Genomic DNA, 20142 nt, shown 5'->3' with positions numbered 1-20142 from the left:
GGGAGAACCTTAGCCGTCAAGCGGCAGGGTTCTCCCTCTTATATGAACCGGGGACTGTTATTTTACATCCGATCCCCTTTTCACTTGTGGCGACAAACTCGAGGCAGCTAAAAGAATCGGTACGATCCAGTCCTGCGACTGGGTCGTTTATTTTGCGCTCTGACCATGATATATTCCATTCTATTTTATCCTTAATATGGTAAAATAGAGGAGTCGGAGGTGCGTTATGACAAATTCAGCGAAGTGGATCTGGGTATGGATGGTAGCATTGGTGCTGGCCTGCACCGTGTTTCTGATTGAACATCAGAAGAAGATCGAACATGGAACGAAAATGACCTTGCAAAGCATATTGGGCACATCTCTATTTCAAATATGGAGCCATTACACCGACATTTTGGAGTTGAAGTCCATGCCCCTTCATGAAGCGCGCCTTGCGGAAGTACGGCTGAAGCTGGCGGCCATCGAAGCGTATTCCAAGACAGCAGATGAAGCCGTTCGTTCGCAGCTGCTTAACCCCATCGCGGGAAAGTTCCTGGCTCTATCCGACAGTATACGGGAAAGCTATGCGGAGAACGGGGAGTTCTCGGAGGAGGACGCCCAGAAATATGCGATCATCATGAAGGATTCGGAAGCATTGATTTCCCTGATGTACAAGGTGTATTACGTTTCGGATTCGGTTGAGGGGGGAGAAGTCAATCTGGACATCTCCGATTACGACGAATTGGTAGCGCTTAACAACCGGTTGAAACATGATTTGGATGGGTTTGCGAAGAAGTAATTTAGAATGCCAGAACCTGGAGAAGAAACGATAGCGATGACAGAAAAAAGACACCTGGTCAGCTTTCCAAAGACATGCCTGGGATAAGCGATCGGGTGTCTTTCCTATATGCAGGATATGTAATCCCTATGTTATTTATTGAGCAGCAGTCTCTAATGTGGACAGCGTCATTTCCATTTTGCGGGTGATTTCTTTTTGCCACTTCACGTCTCCAAGCTGGATCGCGAGGTTCAGCAGGTCCAAATAATCATCCATCTGCAGAGAACAGCGGCGGGAAGTCGTTTTCATAAGTCGATCGGCTCTCCTTTGTATATAAACTCTTCAAGCGAAAAGCGTGTAAACCTGAGTGTAAATACATTCTCAACACATTCTCACTTGTCCGGTAATGATAATCATTATCATGTGGTTAATTCTCATTATATAGGCTTCTCACGCAGGTTGCAAGCCACTTTCTTGGTTTTTGCGTAAAAATGAATTAATTCATGAAGAACCGCTGCCTGTATTTGCGCGGCGAGATCCCTTCCTGCTTCGTGAAACAGGAGGTGAAGTAGGCCGCATGATTGAAACCGACCTCCTCCGCGACCCGGCTGATGCTGAAGTCCGTCTGCATCAGCAGCATCTTGGCCTGCTCGATCCGATAGCGCTGCAAATATTCAACCGGCGAGCAGCCGAATTCCTTCTGCATGCAGCGTGCGATATAGACAGGGTGGAAGTTGATGCGGTCGCCGAGCTCCTGTACCTTGAACTCCTCGCGATAATGCTTCCGCAGATAAGCTGCAGCCCGTTCGGCACAAGCGGAGGAGGGCGAGGAGAGGGGCGTATCCAGTGCGGCGGCCAGCTGCTCGATGAGCTCTTGGAACACCACCTGCTGCCGCCACAGGATTTTGGCCTGGTGACCGTACTGTACCAGCGAAGACAGGGTAGCCAGGAGCTCCAAGGCCTTTTCCGGCTGAGGCAGGGTGCCGAACTGGGGAATGTTGACGGAAAAATAGTTCGGCGTCATCGCCTTCAGCTCCGAAACTTCCTCTCTTCTAGGCGCTTGGCAGGCCTCGTCCGGGTGCCAATCCCCGGAGGTCTGGAAATGGAGCCAGTAATAATCGGTCTCCTCGGTGCATCCTTTCGTACCGAAATGATGCGTATCGGGACGCAGGATCAGGAACATGCCGGGTTTGATCTCATAAGGATTTCCGTTCTCGGTGACATGCAGCTGCCCCTTCCTAACGACGAGCAAATCAAAGATGCCGATGTTTTTGCGGTTGGGGTGTCCACTGTGAATCGGAGCCCGGGTAAGCCCGCTATTGATGTATTCCGGCAGTGGCGGAACGGTAAAATTCAGGATCGTCATAAGAAAGCCCTTTCGTGGTTCGCGAGGTTTGAATTTTGAAAGTTTTCGTTCGGAAAATGATATTATAACTCCAGTATACCATCTATAATTTGAAAAGGTTAAAGACCGTTTCATCATGAATTGTGTTTAACCCTTACATCATGGGTGGAGGTTGGAATGTTGGATAAAAACACAAACAAATTTACATTATGGGTTCTCGCATGGCCCATATTTATCGAGCTGTTCCTGCAGTTTCTGCTGGGAGCGGTGGATACATTGATGGTCAGCCGGATTTCGGACGATGCGGTAGCCGTGGTCGGCTTCTCCAATCAGCTGTTTCAGGCGATGACGACGCTGTTCATGACGGTCGCCAGCGGTGCCGGCATTCTCATTGCCCAGAAGATCGGCTCGCATCGGACGGGGGATGCCCGAACGATCGGCATCATGGCGGTAAGTGCCACCACCATCATCGGCTTGGCGTGCAGCGTGATCTTGTTTGCAATGCCGGAGGCTATCGCCTCGGTGCTGCAGTTGCCGGAGCATCTGCTTCCGCTTGCGGGAACGTATATCTCCATTGTCGGCGGCGGAATGATCTTGATTGCCATGATGGCTACGATGAGCACGGTCATCCGCAATACCGGCAACACGCGCGGGCCGATGTACGTGGCCATCGGGATGAATATCATCCACGTCATTATGAACTATGGTTTTATCTTCGGGGCTTTCGGCTTCCCGCAGTGGGGGCTTACCGGCGTTGCGATTTCGACGGTGGTCAGCCGGTTGCTTGCCGTTCTCCTGCTGCTGTACATGTTCCTGCGTTCCTTTGAATACCGAATCAGATGGAAGGAGTTCCGGGTGTTCGACCGCCCGCTGTTCGGCGAAATCCTGAAAATCGGATGGCCGCTCGGCATCAATATGTCCTGCTGGGTTTTTACGCAGCTGATCATTTACTCCTTCATTGCAACGCTGGGTGCCGCCGAGCTGGCAGCCCGTACGTATATGAATACGCTGGAATCCTTCTGCTTCCTGCTAGGCTCGTCGATCGCGATGGCGGCCCAGATCCAGATCGCGCATCTGTTCGGCGCAGGCCGGATCCGGGAGGCCTACCGAAGCGCGTACCGCGCACTGGGTATCGGGGCTATTTACGTGGTCGTCAATGCATTCCTCCTGTATGTTTTTGGAAAACAGCTGCTGGGGCTGTTTACGGACGATAAAACGATCGTTGCGATCGGGGCATCGCTTCTTGGCATGAACCTGATTCTCCAGCCCGGCAAAATGCTCAACATGGCGCTCGGCAACTCGCTCAATGCCGTCGGAGATACCAGGTTCACCATGTACATTTCCCTTGGCTCGATGTGGCTTGTCGCCACCGCGCTCTCATATGTGCTCGGCATTCATATGGGGTGGGGGCTTATCGGCATCTACTCCTGCATGATCGCCGACGAGTATTTGCGCGGCGTGTTGTCTTTCTTCCGCTGGCGCGGACAGAAGCACCTCCGCAAGGCAGAGCAAGTCGAGCCGGTGAGCCATCAGGCACAACCAATGGAACCGATCCCGGCGCAAGCTTAAGGATTGGTTATAATATAGAAAAAGGATACTTCGGCCGTGCGGCATCGGGGTATCCTTTTTTTCATAATAAAAAATAACGTACTCGAAAACTTTTTGTCTGCATGCCGGGGTATTGTAAGTGATTGGCCAAGTGAAAGGAGGCAAGCACGGTTTGGTACACGACCTTATACAACGATTGAAAACGGAGTACAGCGATGAACTGTTTGAACAGCTGTATCGGTTATATGCGGATCGGGCGATTCGAACGGCAGCCGCAGTCACCGGAAGTTCGGCAAGCGCCGCCGACGTGGTCCAGGAAACGTTTATCCGGGTTTACCGCAACCTGGGGTCCTATGATTTGAGCAGACCCTTTGAGCCGTGGTTCAACCGGATTCTCTATAACGAGTGCAACCGGTATTTGAAGAAACATGCGAGGATGATGCCTTCGGAAATTTCCGAGGAGAGGGATCTTCCCTCCGAGAGCGACACCTATGAATTTGACCGGCACGGCGAGGTGTATGAGCTGGTGCAGCGGCTGGATGATCCGCACCGGATTCCCGTTATTTTGAAATATTTGAATGATGTTGCCGAGAAGGATATCGCGGACATGATGGAGCTGAACATCAACACGGTAAAGTCCAGGCTGTTCAAAGCGAGAAAGAAATTAAAGGAATGGATGCTGCAGAATAAGGGAGGGAATCAGCATGGGACGTGATCCATGGGATCAAGAGATTGCAGACGGCCTAAAAAAGGGAACGGATGACGCGATGCGACATAAAGACGAGATTTGGATGGCGATCAAGGAGCGGATTCATAACGAGCAAGCCCAGCAGCCGGCGGAGCCGGAGACCCGCTTCGCGCCAAGGGAATCGAAAGGGCGCCGCCGTTCGGGACGAAGAGCGGCCGGATGGATTGCGGGCACCGCCGCTGCGGCAGCCATCGTGCTGACCGTCAGCTTTCAGACGGCGCCTGTCCAAGCGTTCATTGATCAGGTGAAGGAATGGTTCGCTCCTCAGAAGACGGTTGAACAGGAGCTGGAGGGCATGCCGGAAACAAGCGTGGATCAGCTGCATGAGGGGGCGGATTACGTGATTTATATTGATGAGAGCCGGTTTATGATGGTTCATGAATCGGGCTTGGACCGCATTGAATTGAAGGAGAAGCCGACGGATGACCGCTATCCGGAGGTGTTCATGGAAATTTCGCAGGAGCGCATTGATCCAAAGAGCGCAGCGGAGCAGCTCCAGAAGGAGCTGCAAACCTATCCGAAGGTCGAGGCGAATCTCGTGGATGAACCGATTCAAGGCTGGGAGGTACGTGCGGTAGGCGGCACCGGCGGCAAAGAGTGGGATGATCCGGTCATACGGTATTATGTGTTCGATAACGGGCAGGGCGGCAGCTTTGTCGTGAAGCAGCAGTATTTCCTGGAGGCCTCCGAAGGCTTCGGTGCACGCTTCCATAACATGATGAAGGAATTCCATATTACCTCCAATCATAATGGAGAGGCAACGAAGGAGTAGTGAGCTATGAACAAGATTAGAATGATATGGATTGCAGTCGTGGCCGTGCTGGTGATCGCAGGCTGCAGCAACGAAACTCCCCTGGTGGAGAACGAGCCGGTGAACATATCCGTGCAAGGGCTTGAATTATCCAAGCAGCCGCAGCCGGAGGAGAAGAAAGAGGCAACTCCTGCCGGAGAGAGTGACGAGGCTTCAGAAGATCAATCGGTAGCGAAGGCAGCCGATCTGTCGCCGTCTGTTCCGGCCTCTTCCGCGGAAAAGCCAACCTCGAAAGAGCAGGGAGAAGATGTTGTTTCTTCCCTGAAAGAGCTGTCGCTGATAAGCAAGACGATGGAAGAAGTCCGGCAACAGCTAGGGGAGGCGAAGACGACGGCTAAAGGCGGGGGATTCACTTCGTGGCAGTATGATCATCCAGGCAAGGAAGGCTACCATTACCCCGAAACCGCCGTTTCGGTGGATGTTCAGGGCCTTGAGAGCGGAAGCATGAAGGCGCAGCTCATGATAAGCTTTAACGAGAACAGGGTGGTGGAATCTTACTCCATCTATCACGTGGTAGATGGTGAAATTATGGTGTACCGTGTCACCGGAGCAGGGGCTGTGGAGGAACCGGGACAGGCGGATTAAGCAGAAGGCGTTTATACAAGATAATCCCCAGCAGGCGCTATGATAACAAGTACAAGGGATAGTCCGACCGGAGGGTGATGGACTATCCCTTGTTGTTGTTTATTGCTCGGATAGAAATCGTTTGTGGACGGCCTTGTATGTTAATTTATATAACATTAATTAATCTTATCTTCTGATGATATGCTCTATTCATTTCTGGATTGTATTTATTTAAATCTATCAAAAAAAGGCAACTAAAGAGGAATTATCATCCATAAACTATCATTGTAATCGCTTTCCCTACTTGATGTAATGTTTGTTATATTAAATAACATTAAATAGAATGATTCTAACGAATACATAGATTTATGTTATATAATATTACATAAACATCAGAGGAGAGTGCCATGATGAAACCTAAGTCGAAACGCCCGTTAGCAGTATGGAGTACCGCTGCATTCACTGCTTTTGTGATTTCTTTATCGCCTGTTGGAACGTATGGGGCACATGCTGCGACGGTCACGGAAGTGAAAGGGACGGTAAGTGCGGTTTCACCCGTGCAAACCCCTGCGGCGCCAGGTAGGAATACGACGGTTCCTCCCCTGTCGGAGGCCTCTAAACAATCGGCGAAGCCGAACGTGCTGGTGGTTGCGACTGGCGGCACTTTGGCGGGCCAATCGACGGATGCAACCAGCTTTCAATCCTATCGGGCAGGTACGCTGAAGATTGAAGATATGGTAGGCGAGCTTCCGAATACGGACAAGGTTGCGGATATCAGCACGCTCCAGTTCGGCAACTCCGGGTCGAGCGCTTATACCATGGCCGATTTATACGATCTTTCCCGGACCGTCGACAAGGCGTTGGAAGTGTACGATAGCGTCGTTGTAACGACGGGGACGGATACGATGGAAGAGATTGCGTACTTCCTCGATCTGACGGTGCAAAGCGACAAACCCGTCGTTATCACGGGTTCCATGAGACCGTGGACGGTAATCGGTTCCGATGCCCAAGCGAATCTGTACAATGCCATCAAGCTTGCCGGAAGCGGCCGGACGGAATCCTTCGGCACGGTGCTGATGCTGAATGACACGATTCATCTGGCGCGCGGCGTAACCAAGACCAATGACTACCGCACCGACACGTTCGAAACGCCTATGCTGGGCGCGATCGGATATATCGATGACGAGAATATCCGTATCTACCGGGCTCCCCTCCGTGCAATGAAAGAGGAAGGTCAGGGCAAGCCGGTGTTTGATCTGAGCAAAATCACGAAAGAGGATCTGGCGAAGGTCGAAATTGCGGTTTCTTATCAAGAGGCCGGCGGCGGCGCGATCAAAGGCTTTGTGGCAGATGGAGCTAAAGGCATCGTCACCTCCGGTACCGGCGCAGGCGGCATCTCGAGAGAGATGAGCGCTGCCCGCAAAGAAGCCATTGAAAAGGGGGTGGTCTTCGTAACTACGACCCGTACAGGCTCCGGAAGCGTATACGGCGGCGGAGAGGGCATCATTTCAGGCGACAACCTGAGTCCTCAACAAGCCCGCGTACTGCTGCTGCTCTCTCTGTCCTTTACGGATGATTTCGATACGATCAAGGGTTGGTTCGCAACCTACGGAACGCCTGAGGTGTAATTCCAGTCTCAGTCATTTTTTAGCTGCTCCTTGTTCCTACTGAACGATGAAATTCCTTCCACCAATATATTTGCCGCCGGGGATGACCCGGCGGTCTTTTTTTGTTTGCGAGCACGGAGAACTAATCGATTTTGGCGTTCGTCGCATCCAGCGGCTGAACTTAGCGTTCCGGGCAATAGGACTAGAGCCGAGAAATTGGGATCTGCGGATGTAACGGGGCGTGAGCGCTATGGATATTTTCATCGGTTTATTGCTTTATATGTCAGCTATTTGTATACTTTACAATAGTAAACGATTACTATAAGTGAGGGATCCTATGAAGAAGCCGACCACGATACATGATATAGCGAAGATGGCAAACGTTTCTTCGGCAACGGTTTCGCGCGTGTTAAGCAACAGCAGTTATCCTGTCAGCAAGGAGCTTAAAGAACGTATCCAGCGAATCGCGAAGGAGTCCAATTATATTCCAAATATGTTTGGCAAACAGCTGAAGAAGAATAGCAGTAATACGATCGGAATCATCATTCCTTCTATTGTGAATCCATTTTATTCTTCCGTCATATTCGGGATCGAAGAGGTGGCGCGGCAGAATAATTTTACGGTTATCGTATGCAATTCCCTGCAAGATCCGGCGCTGGAGGACGAATATTTAAGGACGATCATGGAGAAGCAGGTCAAAGGCCTGATCATCTCTTCGATCTCCAAGGATAAGAGCCAGTTGACCCAGCTGATGAACCTTGGCCTGAACGTCATCGCCATCGATCAGAAGATCGATGAGGACAACATTAACCAGATCGAGTTCGATTACCACAAGGCCGGTTACATCGCTACCAAGCATCTGCAGGAGAAGGGGCATGCGCGCATCGGTTACGTCACTTCCAAGCTGGATCGCCCAAGCCGCCGAAGCATTCATCAGGGCTATATGTCGGCGATGAAGGACGCAGGTCTCAAACCGCTGGTGGTCGAGTCCCCGACCGAGGAAGTGTATAATGCGATAACCGAATTCGATACAGGCAAGCAGCTCACGCAGAGACTGCTGGAACATTCGCCGCAGCCGACGGCGATATTTGCGTGCAATGACATGATGGCCTTTGGGGTGATCAACGAATTGTCACAGCGGGACATCCAGGTGCCGGAGCAGATTTCGGTAATGGGATTTGACGGCATTGACGTGGGGCAGATGATTCATCCACCGCTCACAACGATTAAGCAGCCCGATTACGAGATGGGGAAGATGGCCTGCAAAATGCTGCTTGATATGATGAAGGGCGACGATAGCCCGATGTTTGATGTCATGCTGCAGCCTAAATTGCTGGAGCGAAAATCGGTCCGGGATATTCGGGAGAACAAGTGAATACAAGGATGGCATAAGGCCCGGGCATTTCAAAAACGCTCGGGCTTTATTTGTTGTTAATAAAGATATCGATTACTAACTTTTTTCCTATCCGTTTCTTGATTCAGCATGTGGGAAACAATTCCTGTAAAACCTCGGAATACCTTATATAACGCTCAAATTCAGACTTATAGCATAAAAATAATCGATGAGAGCATAGAAAACTCTATTCAAGAAAGGGCTTCCATGCTATACTCGTTACAGAAATCGATTACTATAGAATGAATGCCTTTGGAATGAGCTGGAGCAGAAAACACGTTATTTCTATTTGTAACTCAAAAAGGAGGGTTTTCAATGTCAAGAAAGGTAAAGGTAATCTCTTTGATGCTGGCATTTATGATGATGTTCACCGCTTGCTCCTCATCCGGCGGGTCAACCGATGGGGAGGTCTCACCGGGGGAAGCGGAAGGCAGCAAAGAGAAGGTGACGCTCAAGATTGGGCTCCCTGGCAGCTATGAGGTGACGAGTAAAGAAATTATCGACGGTTTTATTGCGTCCCACCCCCACATCAACGTTGAAATCCAAGAAGCGCCCTGGGGGGACTTTACGTCCAAGATCGCCACGCAGATTGCAGGCAACACGATGCCGGACGTCTGGTTCCAAGAGAACGCCACCATACTTAGCTACGGGGAACGAGGCGTGGCAGAGGACTTGTCCTCCTACATTGAATCCGACCTGAAAGCGGACGAATACATCGACGGCCTGTTCTCCGCCAAAACGCCGGAAGGGAAGATCTGGGGCGTCCCCCACGGCATTAACCCGATTGCGCTAGCGTACAACCAGGATGTCTTCGAGAAGGCCGGCGTGCCGGTACCGACCGACGACTGGACCTTTGACGACCTCATTGAAGCCTCCAAGCAGCTGACGATCAAGGAAGGAGACCAAACCAGCCAATTCGGATTCATCGGTTCCTTTTCCATAACCAACGGCTGGTTTCCTTGGATCAAGCAGGCGGGCGGCTCGGCTTTGGACGACACCCTGACGAAATCGCGGTTTGACGATCCCAAAACCGCGGCCGGATTACAGCAGCTGTATGACGGTTTGGATCAAGGCTATTTTGCCGATATCGATTACTTGAAAGCGAACGGCGGCGAGCTCGAAGTATTCGCGAGCGGCAAGGCCGCGATGTATTTCCTTCAATACAGCCTGCAGGTGAATATGAACGAGAGCTTTGCCGATACGAACTGGGATGTCGTCAAAATTCCGAAAGGGGTTGACGGCAAGCGCTATGTTCCGATGGTAGCCAACACGTGGCTGGTCTCCTCCAGAGCGAAGCAGGAATCGAAGGATGCCGCCTGGGAGTTCCTGAAATATTACCTCGGCGATGAAGTGCAGGATATCATCGTCAAGACGGGATCCACGCTGCCCGTGAAGAAGTCGGCGCTGGATCAGTTGAAGGACAGCACAACCAAACCTCTGAACAAAGCGGCTTTCACGGACGGCATTAACGAAGGCGGCGTTACCCTGGATGAGAATGCTACCTGGAGCGAATGGCGCATTCTGGTGCAGCAGGTGGTCAATGAAATCATGGTGGGCAATGTTTCGGTGGAAGACGGCGTGAAGGATATTCATGCCAAGGTTCAGGATGTGCTGGACTCCGGTAAATAACTTTCATGGGATCAGGGAGATGCAGTCTTGGCGACGTGTCGGATTGCATCCTTTGCTCCGTTAACGAAAGGCAGGTGTGTCATGCAGAAACAAGGATACTGGGGTTATATCTTCACATTGCCGTTTGTCATCAATGTCGTGGTTTTTCTCTTATTTCCGATCTTATTCTCCACGTATATTTCCTTCACGGAGTGGGATTTGTTTAACCCGCCGCGGTGGATCGGGCTGGACAACTGGGTGCGGGTCCTGAACAAGCACGAGTTCTGGGTGTCCATTCGGAACGTGTTTGTCTTTGCGCTCATCTTCGTGCCGATTCAGACGTTAATGGCATTCGTGATCGCATTCATGCTGAATCAGGCCATCCGGGCCAAGGGCTTGTTCCGGTTGTTCTATTTCCTCCCCGTCGTGACTCCGTGGATCGCGGGCGGCGTGGTCTGGGTGTGGATGTTCAACTATCAATACGGCGTGATTAACTGGGTGCTGGAGTCTGTCGGCCTTGCCCCCGTTAAATGGATTGACAGCAGCCATTGGCTGATGGTCATCTCCAGCATCGCGATCGTTCAGGTATGGAAGGGCGTGGGCCAATCCATGATCATGATTCTGGCCGGCATGCAGAACGTTCCGAAAGAGGTGCTGGAAGCCTCGCAGATTGATGGCGCCAATGGCTGGAAGCAGCTGACGAAGGTGGTGTTCCCGATGGTGACGCCGATGGTGTATCTCGTCATGATTTTGTCTACCATCTCGGCATTCCAGGCATTCGACGTGTTCCTCGGTCTGTTCGGCTCCATCACCACGGGCATACCGGAGAGAAATATGGTGCCGAATCTGCTGGTGTACCGGGACGCGTTCCTGCTCTTCAAAATGGGACCGGCATCGGCAACGGCCTGGCTGCTGTTTGTCATCATCCTGGGCTTCACGTTGTTCCAGAAGTATTTCGAGAAAAAGTGGGTGCACTATGACTAAGACGACTCACCCCTTGCTTAAGGTGCTGATGTACCTGCTGCTGATTGCCGGTGCGGTTTTCATGGTGTTCCCGTTCATATGGATGCTGTCCACGTCGCTGAAGACGGTTGGCGCCATCTCGCAGATGCCGCCGCAGCTCATCCCGAATCCGCTGAATTGGGATAACTATGTGACGATATGGAATAAAGTCGACTTCGGCCGATATACCTTGAACAGCTTTTTCATCGTTTCGATCGAGATGGTGGGATCCTTGGTCTCCAGCGCTTTCGTGGCCTTCGGGCTCGCGATGTTTACCTTTCGGCTGCGGGGGCTCATCTATATGATCATGCTGGCTACCCTAATGATTCCGTCGCAAGTGACCATGATCCCGACCTATTTCATCTGGAAGGAATTCGGGGCGTTGAATTCGTATTACCCTTTGATCGTGCCCAGCTTTCTGGGCGGGGCATTCGGTATTTTCCTGATGCATCAATTCATTAAATCCTTGCCCAAAGAGCTGTATGAATCGGCTACGATCGACGGCTGCAGCCCGCCGGGCATATTCTTCAAAATTTATCTGCCGCTGTGCAAGCCGGCGCTGGCCGCGCTGGGCGTATTCACCTTCATGGGCGCGTGGAACAACACGCTGGGCCCGCTGATTTACCTGCAAGACAAGGAGTTGTACACATTGCCGCTCGGCTTGCTCTACCTGAAATCGGAGAACGTCAATCAAGCGCTGCTGATGGCGGGGGCCGTTATTACGACGCTGCCGGTCGTCATCGTCTATCTGTTCGCGCAGAAGCAATTTGTTCAAGGCATCGCTTCGACAGGGATGAAAGGCTGAAGGAGGAACTTACGACATGAAGAAGTACGTGCTGGTCGGCGCTGGATCGAGAGCGCTGTATATGTTTGCTAAGCCGATGGTTACCGACTGGAGAGGCGTCCTTGCCTTTGAAGGCGTGTATGATGCCAATCCGTTGCGGGCGCGCTTTCTGAGCGAGGAGTGCGGGGGAATCCCCGTCTACGATGATTTTGACGGAATGATCGCCGCCGCGAAGCCGGATGTCGTGATCGTGGCGAGTACGGATTACACGCATCATACCTATATCGTGAAAGCCTTGAGGGCAGGCTGCGACGTCATTAGCGAGAAGCCGATGACGATTGACGAAGACAAGTGCCGAGAGATTCTGCAGGCGGAGTCGGAGAGCGGCAAGAAGGTGACGGTCACGTTCAACCTTCGGTTTGCGCCATATTTTGCGACCGTGAAGGAACTGCTGCTGCAAGGAGTCATCGGAGATGTTTACCATATTGATCTGGAGTGGTTTCTGGACCGCCGGCATGGCGCGGACTATTTCCGCAGATGGCATGCCGAGATGAAGAACAGCGGCGGGCTGCTGGTTCACAAGTCCACGCATCACTTCGACATCGTGAACTGGTGGATGAACAGCCGTCCCGCGGAAGTTCATGCGTTTGGGACGAGACGGGTGTACGGGGACGATCGGCAGGACCATGGAGAACGATGCCTGACTTGCCACCGGAAAGACGAGTGCGAGTTCTATATGGATATCGAAAAGGATCCGTTTCTTGAAAAATACTATCGCCAGGCGGAAGAAGCCGACGGCTATTTGCGGGACCGCTGCCTGTTTGACGGCCGGATCGACATTTATGACACGATGTCGGTCAATGTCCGGTATGACAATGATGCGATGCTGACCTATTCCCTCGTCGCCTATAGCCCGTATGAGGGTTGGCGCGCCGCGATCAACGGCAGCAAAGGCCGGATTGAGGTCTCGAATGTATACAGCAACGCGGATATGAAGCAAGGGGAAGCGAGCCGGATTCATATTTTTAGAGCCGATGGCACGGAGGAGCTGGTCGAGGTCAATACATCGGCCGCCGGTCACGGCGGCGGGGATGCGAAGCTGCGCAAGGCGCTGTTCGAAGGCGGGATCGAGGATCCGCTAGGCCAACAAGCCGACAGCTCGGTAGGTGCCGAATCCCTTCTGATCGGCGCCACGGCCAATCGCTCCATTGCCGAAGGCCGGGCGATGAAGCTGCCGGACGTTTCGCCGACGCTCGTCAACGGGAGTTCATCGAGATGAACAGCGTTCAGGAACTGGAGCAGCATGTCTGCACGTTATACGACACGCGGGATCAGTTGAAAGCGCATGTGTTCGAGCGTTCCGATGCCGCATTTGCCGCCGGGGATGCTATCCGCGATTCCATCGTCACGGCCGAGGCGGCAAGAGAGCGGCAGGAGGACATAAAGGCAGCCTTCCTGAAGTCCATCGGCGGTCTTCCCGATGCATTCGCGAACCCGGAAAGGGAGGAAGGGGCGGCCTTCGGGGAGGAAACATCGCCTGACGGCTCTCCGCTTAAGGAACGTTCGCGCTGGTCCGCGGGGGACGCCGGCAACATGTCAGGTGGCAGAACCGAATCCCTATTTAACGGACGCACAACGGGAAGCATTCGCGGAACCGGATTTCAAGTAGAGAAGGTTATGTTCGAGTCCCTCCCGGGGTATGATGTCACGTCGAATCTGTATCTGCCCGATCACCGGGAAGAACGCTCCGCGGCCGTCCTGTTTCTGAGCGGGCACGAGCTGGGGGCGAAGCATGATGCCTATTATCAGCGCGTCATCCAGCACTTCGTCCGGGCGGGCATCATCGTGCTGGCCATCGATCCGATCGGGCAGGGCGAGCGCCTTAGCCTTCATGATTTCGAGGATCGGGCAGGGAGCGTCATATGGGGAACGAAGGAGCATCAGCAGTACGGCGTTCAGTGCCATATGCTCGGCGACAGCGTAGCACGATATTTCGTTCACGATGCCATGCGTGCCATCGACTACTTGTGCGAGCGGCCCGAGGTCGATCCGTCGCGGATCGGCGTAACGGGAAATTCCGGCGGCGGAACGCAGACGGCCATGATGATGGTCTGCGATGAACGCATTGCGGCGGCGGCTCCCGCCACCTTCATCATGAACCGGCAGCTGTACATGCATGCCGGCGGCGTGCAGGATGCCGAGCAGGTATGGCCGGGCCTGTCAGGGCTGGGTTACGACCATGAGGATCTGCTCATCGCTTTTGCACCGAAGCCGCTGATCGTGTTGGCGGCGGAATACGATTTTTTCCCGATTGAAGGCACGCGGCGCACCGTTGATCGCTGCAGGCGCTTCTGGGAGCTGCTCGGTCACACGGGCGACCTGCAGCTTGTGACCGACGCCTCGACGCACCGCTATACAGACCGGATGGCCGCGGCAGCGGCGGCATTTTTCGTCCGGCATCTTGAGGTAAAGGCTGTTCCCAACGATGCCATGAAGATAGAGGCGCTGCCTCCGGAACAATTGTGGTGCAGTCCCAGCGGTCAGGTGTACCGGGATAAGGCCGACGCAAGGACGATCCGGGACTTCAATACCGATCGCTGCAACCAGCTGGAAGCAGCCCGTTCGCTGCTGCCGAAGCAGCAAAGACGGGATCAAGCAAGGCAGTGGCTGAAGGAGAAGATTTACGCCTCCCGGAAGCCTTGCGAATTGAACCCGCGCATCATTGGGCTGGGCGCAGTGGAGGGCCTTGAGGCCGATTATCGCTTGTGGTGGTCGCAGGAGGGCATCATGAACAGCGGTTATGTATTCCGACTGGCCGAGGATACAGCCGAACGAAGGCGGCCGCTGACCGTTGCCGTTTGGCGGGGAGGGACCCGCCAGCTGAAAGCGCATTGGGTCTGGATTCAGGAAACCTGCCGATCCGGCCGTGCGGTACTGGTGCTGAATACGTCCGGCGTCGGTCCCCATGAGCCTTATCCGATATACGGGAAACCAGCGCATTCCTACTTTGGGGTGCTGCATAAGCTTGCCGATGATTTGATCTGGCTCGGGGACAGTTTGGCTGCGCTGCGCACGTACGATGTCATCCGGTGCATGGAGGTTATCTCCCACTTTGATGAGTGGCAGGCAGGAGCGGTCCCGTTCTATACGGTGGGTCGGGAAGGGTTGTATGTGCAGCTTGCCGCGGAGGTTGACCATAGAATCGGCACGATTACGGCCATTCATCCTGTGAGCAGCGCAGCCGATCTGGTCAGGGCGCGGCAGTTCGAGGAGGAGGAAGCGATGAGCGTCGTGTTTCCCGGCATTTTCAAGATGCTTGATCCCTCCGAGCTGAACTCATCGCGGAGAGAAAATCGTAGGCAACTAGAGGGAAAGGAAGTGGAAGAACATGAGTAAACCAAAACCAATGACGGTCACGCTGGTCGGAGCCGGCCTTCGCGGCATGATTTACAGCGGTTATGCGCTCCAGCGACCGGAGGAGATGCAGATTGTTGCCGTTGCCGATCCGGATGAGGTGCGGCGCAGCCGCTGCCAAGCGAAGTTCGGGATAGCGGATGAGCAATGCTTTACGAGCTGGAATGAGCTGTTTGCCGGACCCCGTCAATCGGATGCGGTCTTCATCTGCACGAGAGACCGGGACCACTATGAGCCGACCATGAAGGCGCTGGCGGCCGGGTACCATGTGCTGCTGGAAAAGCCGATGTCTCCGGAGTGGCAGGAATGCATCGATATGGGCCGGCAGGCGGAAGCCTTCGACCGTACGTTAACGATTTGCCATGTTCTCCGGTATGCGCCTTTTTTCCAAGAGCTTAAACGGCTGCTCGATGAAGGACGAATCGGCCGCCTGATGTCGATCCAGCACAACGAGAACGTCGGCTATTGGCACCAGGCCCACTCGTATGTGCGGGGATATTTCAATAACAGCGAGTCATCCAGCCCGATGATTTTGGCCAAATCCTGCCATGACTTGGACATCATGCAATGGCTGGCGGGAGGCCGGTGCCTAAGCGTGGCCTCCTATGGCCACCTGTCGCATTTCCGTCCGGAGTCGGCTCCGCCCGGCGCGCCGAAGCGCTGCCTGGATGGATGCCCGGTATCGCACGAATGTCAGTATTATGCGCCGAATACGTATTTGATCGAGAATGCGGGCTGGAAAGGCGAGGCCGCGAGCAACGACCCGAGCTACGAAGCGCGTTACCAAGCGATGCTGGAGGGGCCTTTTGGCCGGTGCGTGTACCACTGCGATAACGACGTCGTGGATCATCAGGTCGTCAGCATGGAGTTCGAGCATGACATTACGGCGGTGTTCACGATGAGCGCGTTCACGGAGAAATGCAACCGTACCATCAAGCTAATGGGCACCGAAGGCGAAATACGGGCCACGATGGAGACTAATGAGATCGAGATCCGCCGTTTCGGCAGCGGCAAGCAGGAAGTGATCCAGCTCGTCGATCCGGAAGGCCATGTAGGCCATGGCGGCGGGGATATGCGTTTGATCGCCGATTTTGTGAAGTCGGTTCAATCCAAGGGACAGCATAACAGCACAACCTCTGCCCAAGCGTCGATCCAGAGTCATCTGATGGCGTTTGCCGCCGAGCGTTCCCGCGTAGAAAAACGCATGGTGAGGCTGGAGGAATTTATGAATAGCAGCGTTCTGGCCTAATGGCTTACATTTCTACAATGTTGTACAACAAGGAGGAATTATCATTATGCAGTTGAACATCTTGGAACATGCGGATCAGGCAGGCTTGGAGGCGGCCCGCGCTTGCGAGGTCATTCTCCGCGATACAATCGCGGAGAAAGGAAAAGCGCGAATCGTCCTGTCGACGGGCGCGTCGCAGTTTGAGTTTTTGTCGCACTTCGTGAAGCTGAATCTGGAATGGGAACGAATCGAAATGTTCCATTTGGACGAATACATCGCGCTGCCGGAATCCCATCCGGCGAGCTTTCGCAAGTACTTGAAGGAGCGCTTCCTGAAATATGCGAGCGTCGGCCAAGCTTGGCTCATCAACGGGGAGGGCGATCCTGAGGAAACGGTGAAGCGGCTGAACGAGGAAATCGTCAAAGCGCCCGTGGATTTGGCCCTGATCGGGATCGGGGAGAACGCGCATATTGCCTTTAATGATCCGCCGGCCGATTTTGATAACGATTCGCCTTATACGATCGTGAATCTCAGCGATACATGTAAGAGCCAGCAGGTAAGGGAAGGCTGGTTTGCATCGAATGAGGAAGTGCCCAAACAGGCGATTACGATGACGGTCAAGCAGATTTTGAAGAGCCGCCATATCGTATCGGTCGTGCCTCATCAGGCGAAAGCGGCAGCCATCCAGAATACGATTCAAGGCGGGGTCGATAACCGGGTGCCGGCTACCATCCTGAAGACGCATCCCAGCTGGATGCTGTATCTGGATAAAGCATCGGCAGCGCCGATATATCAATGGGCTTAGGCAGGGGGCACCTATGATGTGGCGTGGAAAGCTCCCGCATACCGGCGAGCCGGTTGAGGTAGAGTCGTCAGACGGACGGATCGCGGCTATACGACGGTTAGGTCAAGGGGATAAGACGGCGTTGCTGCCCTGGATCAGCAGCGGCTGGATCGATGTACAGGTCAACGGCTTCGGCGGATACGATTTGAATGGAACCGTGACGTCGCAAAGCGACATTGAAGGCGTGACGAGGGCGCTGCATCGGTGCGGGGTCGCCGCATACTTGCCGACGGTCATCACGGGCAGCTACGACCGGATGCGTCAAGCATTTCAGGCATTATCCAAGTATGCCGGGTCCAAGCAGTTCGGGAGCGCCTCGATTGTCGGCATTCATATGGAAGGCCCCTATCTTTCCGATGAAGACGGCAGTCGCGGGGCGCATCCGAGGGAGTATATCCGGAATCCGGATTGGGATGAGTTTCAACGGCTTCAGGATGCGGCTGGCGGGCTTATCCGGATGGTGACCCTCGCGCCGGAGCGCGAAGGCTCGGTTCCATTTATAGAGAAGGTAGTCAAGGCAGGTGTTATCGTCGCGATCGGGCATACGATGGCAACCGGCGAGCAGATCGATCGGGCGGTGCAGGCAGGGGCAACGGTTTCGACGCATCTGGGGAACGGCTCGCAGCCTGTTTTGCCGCGCCACCCCAACTATATCTGGAACCAGCTGGCGGACGACCGGTTATGGGCCACCTTTATACCGGACGGCCACCATCTGGCGCCCCCAGTGCTGAAAGCGATGCTGCGGGCAAAACGGGACAAAGCGGTGCTTGTCAGCGATGCCGTCATGTTCGGCGGCATGGCTCCCGGAAGGTACAGCAGCCTCATCGGAGGCGAAGTCGAGCTGACGGCGGACGGGCGTCTGCATACGGTAGCAAATCCGGCGATACTGGCCGGATCGGCTTCTTCGCTGGAGGTTGGCATTGCCAATGCGATCCGCTATACGGATATGACGCTGGCGGAAGCGGTAAGCGCGGTCACGGTCCGCCCGGCTATAGTGCTGGATATGCCGCAGTTGGGCGGGCTTGCGATCGGGAGCCCGGCGAACCTGACGCTGTTCGACTGCGATACGGACGGATCGGGCATGGTGGTCCGGGAGACTGTTGTAGCAGGAGAGACGATGTACGGTCCTGTTTGATGAACCAACACAAAAAAACCATCCCTGTCGAGCGTTCATTGCGCCAGCTCGCACAGGGATGGTTTTTCTTTGATGTTATCTTTCGATATGCTTCACGAACCAGCGGACGATATGACTCAAGCGTTTGACCCGCAGATGCGGATGGCCGCTACGGGACAGGTTATGATCCGCGCCGGGGAAGCGAATCAGCTGAGTTTCACGGCCCAGTCGCTTCAAGGCGATAAACAGCTGCTCCCCTTGCTCGATCGGGCAGCGGAGGTCCTGTTCGCCGTGAAGGATGAGCAGCGGTGTGCTGACATTCTTCACGTAAGCGAGCGGGGAGTGCTTCCACAGCTTGTCGAGATCGTCCCAAGGATTGCCCCAGATTTGATCCTGGGTAAAGGTATACCCGATATCGCTGACGCCGTAGAAGGAAATCCAGTTCGATATCGAGCGCTGGGTTACCGCAGCCTGGAACCGGTCGGTATGACCGACGATCCAGTTGGTCATGAAGCCGCCGTAACTGCCGCCGGTCACGCCGAGACGGGAAGCGTCGATATAAGTGTAGGTATTCACAACATAATCCACGGCTTCCATCAGATCCTGGTAATCCCGCCCGCCGTAATCGCCTCTGACGGTATTGACGTGGACTTGACCGTATCCATGGCCGCCTCGCGGGTTGGTATAGAAAACGGCATAGCCGGCTGCTGCCAGCAGCTGGAACTCATGCATAAACGTGTGTCCGTACATGGCTTGCGGACCGCCATGAATCTCCAGCACGGCCGGGACCTTGGCGCCTTCCGCGTAGCCGGCAGGCTTCATGATCCAGCCCTGGATTGGCCAGCCGTCCGACGTACGGAATGTAAAGGACTCGGGCGTGCTTAACGTAAGCTCGTTCCACAGCTCCTCATTGCAGTTCGTCAGACGGCGTTCCTTGTTGCTGCCTGTAGTGAAGCTGAACAGATCGCCAGGCTGCAGCGGGTCGGCAGCGGCAAATATCACGTTCTCTTCCGGTGTCAGTGCGAATTGGTACACCTCGCGTTCACCTGCCACCACAAGCTCGAAGGAGGAGCCGTCCAAGGCAAAACGTCCAATATGGACGCCCCCATCCTGGCTGAGCTGGACGTAAACCGATCGGCCGTCCTTGCTGAACAGGGGAGGCGTTCCCGCTCCGGCTCTCATGTCGCTGACCGCGGCGTGCCCGAGCTGAACGTCCATGTCCGTGAAGAGGACGCGGGCTTCTCCGCCCGAGAGCGGAACCAGGTGGATTTTGGTCAGCGTGGCAAACCCGCAGCTGAGATCGCTGGCAAGCATGAGTACATGCTGCCCGTCCGGGGTGAACGCAATGGAGCCGATCGAGAGGGTTCCGTCCGTG

18 protein-coding genes are annotated in these 20142 nt (G+C 54.2%); 15 read left to right on the top strand and 3 right to left on the bottom strand.

All coding sequences use genetic code 11. The annotated features are described in order from the left end of the window. The first annotated feature begins 226 nt into the window (after positions 1 to 226). Positions 227 to 778: a hypothetical protein gene (locus tag HMPREF9412_RS12365; RefSeq protein WP_009591877.1), complete on the top strand. Its 552-nt coding sequence runs from the start codon at positions 227 to 229 to the stop codon at positions 776 to 778. Positions 779 to 913: 135 nt separating this feature from the next. On the opposite strand, the gene HMPREF9412_RS32900 is transcribed toward HMPREF9412_RS12365, so the two are convergent. Together HMPREF9412_RS32900 and HMPREF9412_RS12360 are read right to left on the bottom strand one after the other, a co-directional pair. After that, positions 914 to 1066 (bottom strand): hypothetical protein, encoded by a 153-nt coding sequence (locus tag HMPREF9412_RS32900; protein WP_009591875.1) that lies wholly within the window; start codon positions 1064 to 1066, stop codon positions 914 to 916. A 187-nt stretch (positions 1067 to 1253) separates the two neighbouring features. After that, on the bottom strand, positions 1254 to 2123 hold the full coding sequence (locus tag HMPREF9412_RS12360; RefSeq protein ID WP_009591844.1) for an AraC family transcriptional regulator: 870 nt from the start codon (positions 2121 to 2123) through the stop codon (positions 1254 to 1256). Between the two features lie 156 nt (positions 2124 to 2279). On the opposite strand from HMPREF9412_RS12360, the gene HMPREF9412_RS12355 reads away from it, so the two are divergent. The 14 genes from HMPREF9412_RS12355 (at position 2280) to HMPREF9412_RS12290 (ending at position 18788) form a co-directional block, all read left to right on the top strand. Continuing rightward, entirely contained in the window at positions 2280 to 3671 is a 1392-nt protein-coding gene (locus HMPREF9412_RS12355; RefSeq protein ID WP_009591853.1) for an MATE family efflux transporter, read from the top strand. Positions 3672 to 3822: 151 nt separating this feature from the next. Then, entirely contained in the window at positions 3823 to 4365 is a 543-nt protein-coding gene (locus HMPREF9412_RS12350) for an RNA polymerase sigma factor (RefSeq protein ID WP_009591849.1), read from the top strand. After that, entirely contained in the window at positions 4355 to 5170 is an 816-nt protein-coding gene (locus tag HMPREF9412_RS12345) for a hypothetical protein (protein WP_009591846.1), read from the top strand. Before HMPREF9412_RS12350 ends, HMPREF9412_RS12345 begins: the two co-directional genes overlap by 11 nt. Positions 5171 to 5176: 6 nt before the next feature. Continuing rightward, complete coding sequence (locus tag HMPREF9412_RS12340; RefSeq protein ID WP_009591858.1) at positions 5177 to 5794, top strand: hypothetical protein; 618 nt, start codon at positions 5177 to 5179, stop codon at positions 5792 to 5794. Between the two features lie 386 nt (positions 5795 to 6180). Then, on the top strand, positions 6181 to 7401 hold the full coding sequence (locus HMPREF9412_RS12335; RefSeq protein WP_009591848.1) for an asparaginase: 1221 nt from the start codon (positions 6181 to 6183) through the stop codon (positions 7399 to 7401). Positions 7402 to 7717: 316 nt separating this feature from the next. Then, positions 7718 to 8755 (top strand): LacI family DNA-binding transcriptional regulator, encoded by a 1038-nt coding sequence (locus HMPREF9412_RS12330; protein WP_009591864.1) that lies wholly within the window; start codon positions 7718 to 7720, stop codon positions 8753 to 8755. A 333-nt stretch (positions 8756 to 9088) separates the two neighbouring features. Continuing rightward, positions 9089 to 10402, top strand: a complete 1314-nt coding sequence (locus HMPREF9412_RS12325; RefSeq protein ID WP_009591850.1) for an ABC transporter substrate-binding protein — start codon at positions 9089 to 9091, stop codon at positions 10400 to 10402. An 81-nt stretch (positions 10403 to 10483) separates the two neighbouring features. Beyond that, on the top strand, positions 10484 to 11365 hold the full coding sequence (locus tag HMPREF9412_RS12320; protein ID WP_009591841.1) for a carbohydrate ABC transporter permease: 882 nt from the start codon (positions 10484 to 10486) through the stop codon (positions 11363 to 11365). After that, positions 11358 to 12188, top strand: coding sequence for a carbohydrate ABC transporter permease (locus HMPREF9412_RS12315; protein WP_009591862.1), 831 nt, complete (start codon positions 11358 to 11360; stop codon positions 12186 to 12188). The genes HMPREF9412_RS12320 and HMPREF9412_RS12315 overlap by 8 nt, the downstream gene beginning before the upstream one ends. 16 nt (positions 12189 to 12204) lie before the next feature. Then, on the top strand, positions 12205 to 13446 hold the full coding sequence (locus HMPREF9412_RS12310) for a Gfo/Idh/MocA family protein (protein ID WP_009591871.1): 1242 nt from the start codon (positions 12205 to 12207) through the stop codon (positions 13444 to 13446). Next, entirely contained in the window at positions 13443 to 15563 is a 2121-nt protein-coding gene (locus HMPREF9412_RS12305; protein ID WP_009591868.1) for an alpha/beta hydrolase family protein, read from the top strand. The genes HMPREF9412_RS12310 and HMPREF9412_RS12305 overlap by 4 nt, the downstream gene beginning before the upstream one ends. Further along, positions 15556 to 16830, top strand: coding sequence for a Gfo/Idh/MocA family protein (locus tag HMPREF9412_RS12300; protein WP_009591852.1), 1275 nt, complete (start codon positions 15556 to 15558; stop codon positions 16828 to 16830). The genes HMPREF9412_RS12305 and HMPREF9412_RS12300 overlap by 8 nt, the downstream gene beginning before the upstream one ends. A gap of 46 nt (positions 16831 to 16876) precedes the next feature. Next, the gene (locus tag HMPREF9412_RS12295; protein ID WP_009591866.1) at positions 16877 to 17614 is read left to right on the top strand and encodes a glucosamine-6-phosphate deaminase; all 738 of its coding nucleotides are present in this window, start codon (positions 16877 to 16879) and stop codon (positions 17612 to 17614) included. 13 nt (positions 17615 to 17627) lie between these two features. Continuing rightward, positions 17628 to 18788, top strand: a complete 1161-nt coding sequence (locus tag HMPREF9412_RS12290; protein ID WP_009591842.1) for an N-acetylglucosamine-6-phosphate deacetylase — start codon at positions 17628 to 17630, stop codon at positions 18786 to 18788. 75 nt (positions 18789 to 18863) lie between these two features. Here the strand turns inward: HMPREF9412_RS12290 and HMPREF9412_RS12285 are convergent. Further along, positions 18864 to 20142, bottom strand: a 1279-nt coding sequence (locus HMPREF9412_RS12285; protein ID WP_009591878.1) for a S9 family peptidase, incomplete at its 5' end; no start/stop codon positions are given.

The sequence above is a fragment of the Paenibacillus sp. HGF5 genome (genome assembly GCF_000204455.1).
Taxonomy (GTDB): Bacteria; Bacillota; Bacilli; order Paenibacillales; family Paenibacillaceae; genus Paenibacillus_AQ; species Paenibacillus_AQ lautus_A.
The sequence above is the reverse complement of the archived record's forward strand: the minus strand, read 5'-3'. Positions and strand labels throughout refer to the sequence as shown.